This window comes from Pseudomonas sp. GD04058, assembly GCF_029836855.1.
GTDB lineage: Bacteria > Pseudomonadota > Gammaproteobacteria > Pseudomonadales > Pseudomonadaceae > Aquipseudomonas > Aquipseudomonas bharatica.
This window is the reverse complement of record NZ_JAOECN010000087.1, coordinates 1-1,969: the sequence shown is the minus strand read 5'-3', so window position 1 is coordinate 1,969 and position 1,969 is coordinate 1. Positions and strand designations below refer to the sequence as shown.

The window sequence follows — 1,969 nt, the reverse complement described above, 5'->3', positions numbered from 1 at the left end:
GCAAGAATTCCCACTGCTCGATAACTTCCCTGAACAACCAGTGATGGCACCTGCCGCGGTCGTGGGGAGTTCACCGACAGGCCTTGCCCCAGCTCCCGCTTCGCCTTTACGTCCGACGTCTCCTTCGCGCCAACCTTATCCATCGAGCTCAGCGTTGCCCACTCCCGCGGGAAGCGCAGGCCGACCTTGGGTCGTCCCGCGATCTTATCGTAACAAAATCAATTACCGGAGCCTGCAGAAGGAGATTGGAAGCAAGATTCTCTCTCACGACGCAGCGGGTATCATTGACCTGTCCAAAAAGCCCTTAAGCAGAATTCCCGTTTTAAGGGAGGTGCGCTGGCGATTGCTGCGGAGCCCGGGCGAGCGTAGGGCCGGGATCGGCGAAAGGAAGCGAGCTCCAAAACTTCTACGAGGGGATCTCTTGCGGCTGGAAGATCAAGCGCGAGTGGAAGGCAGTATTGAAAAAGCGGAATTCTATGCAAACCTGCGAGACGGTTTTTTTCCTTTACAGTGAAGAGTTCGCACGAGGTAGGGACTTCGTCGAGAAGAGGTACAGCTGGGCGGTACTGTCGGTGTTCTGATGCGTCGGTCAAGCTGAACCGAGGTGGGGCCGCTATGCGGGCCCACCTTTTTCCTGTCAGGGCATACCTGATAGTTCTGCCAGTTATGGACGCAGCCACGCTGTTGTACGCTTGGGCCAATCTCCATTTAGGTGGTGGATCATGACGATGGATAAACAGGACTCAAGGTATCCACTCAAGGCTTCACTCGGTTTCAATGGCGAATTGTTCGAGTCCTGGACCGGTCACTATCTCCTGGGCAAAGGTTATCGTGGCTACAGCCCGTTGTTGTTGATCTTCATCCAGCCGGACAGCTGGAGCCCGTTCGGGGCGGGTGGGCTCAATGCCTACGCTTACTGCCTTGGTGATCCGGTGAATCATTGCGATCCCACTGGGCATTTCCCTTGGAAAAATCGATTGTTGATACGCTGGATGAGCGCAAGGTCTGAGTATGGTAATCACCAGGCGACGACCACCCGTATCGCGCTTGGCAAGAGAACGTACAGCCAAGCCTTCGGCCTTGACTTACCGCATACGCAAGCAGAGGCCGTGTATCCGCCTCTTGCGGGGGCGGGTGCGTCCTCGTCCAGTGGAACATCATTGCCTGCTTCCCCCACCCCGACATCGTCTCGACTCTTGTCTACATCCGTCCAGCGGCCCCGGTCACCATCGCTTCTTCCTCCGGCAGATTATCCGGCGTCAGTCATTGACCAGCCTTTAGTTCTTCGTGCTAACCGTGAGTTGCCGGTACACCCGTCCCATAAGCATAACCCCAAGCTGGCGAAAGAGATTCAGGATAATCTGGTCGCTGCGATAACCACAATGGATGCCAAAGCCTTCACCACGCACTCAGGGAAGTACGGTAACGGCTACTATTCGAGGAAGTTGCTGAATGTGTTTATGCCCAATACGACGGGTCGACCAATGCACGAGTCGTACAAATTCACGCTCGCGGACCGGCGCAACCTGGTCAATCAAATAAATGACGAGAGACTAAGGACGTTTCTCAACGGGATTTACGAAGCCATTAAAAAAGCGCGTTAAAAATATCAGCGCAAGGTGCAGTCGGCGCCACCAGCCCGAGCCGGCCTTTATAAAGACCGTGGGCGTTCCCGGCAGGTGGGCCTTATCGCCCTTGCCACCCCGCTGCAACCTGACAGTTCTGCCAGTTATGGGCGAATCCAGGCTGTTGTACGCTGGTGCCAATCTCCATTTCGGGGAGAGGAGCATACCGGTGAAAGGCCAGAACATCATGCCTATGCTAAAGACTTTGCTCGGTTTCAACGGCGAGCTGTTCGAGCACACGACCGGCCACTGCCTGCTGGGCAACGGCTATCGCGCCTACAGCCCCTTGCTGATGATCTTCATCCAGCCGGACAGCTGGAGCCCGTTCGGGGCGGGTGGGCTCA

1 protein-coding gene is annotated in these 1,969 nt (G+C 56.1%); it reads left to right on the top strand.

Features of this window, described 5'->3' with window-relative positions; all coding sequences use genetic code 11:
- The first annotated feature begins 722 nt into the window (after window positions 1–722).
- The gene (locus N7650_RS27815; protein ID WP_279900899.1) at window positions 723–1,604 is read left to right on the top strand and encodes an RHS repeat-associated core domain-containing protein; all 882 of its coding nucleotides are present in this window, start codon (window positions 723–725) and stop codon (window positions 1,602–1,604) included.
- Window positions 1,605–1,969 lie beyond the last annotated feature (365 nt).

What these genes read in the sequence shown, in the direction of transcription:
- N7650_RS27815 (WP_279900899.1), top strand. Translation starts at nt 723, where the DNA reads ATGACGATGGATAAACAGGACTCAAGGTATCCACTCAAGGCTTCACTC.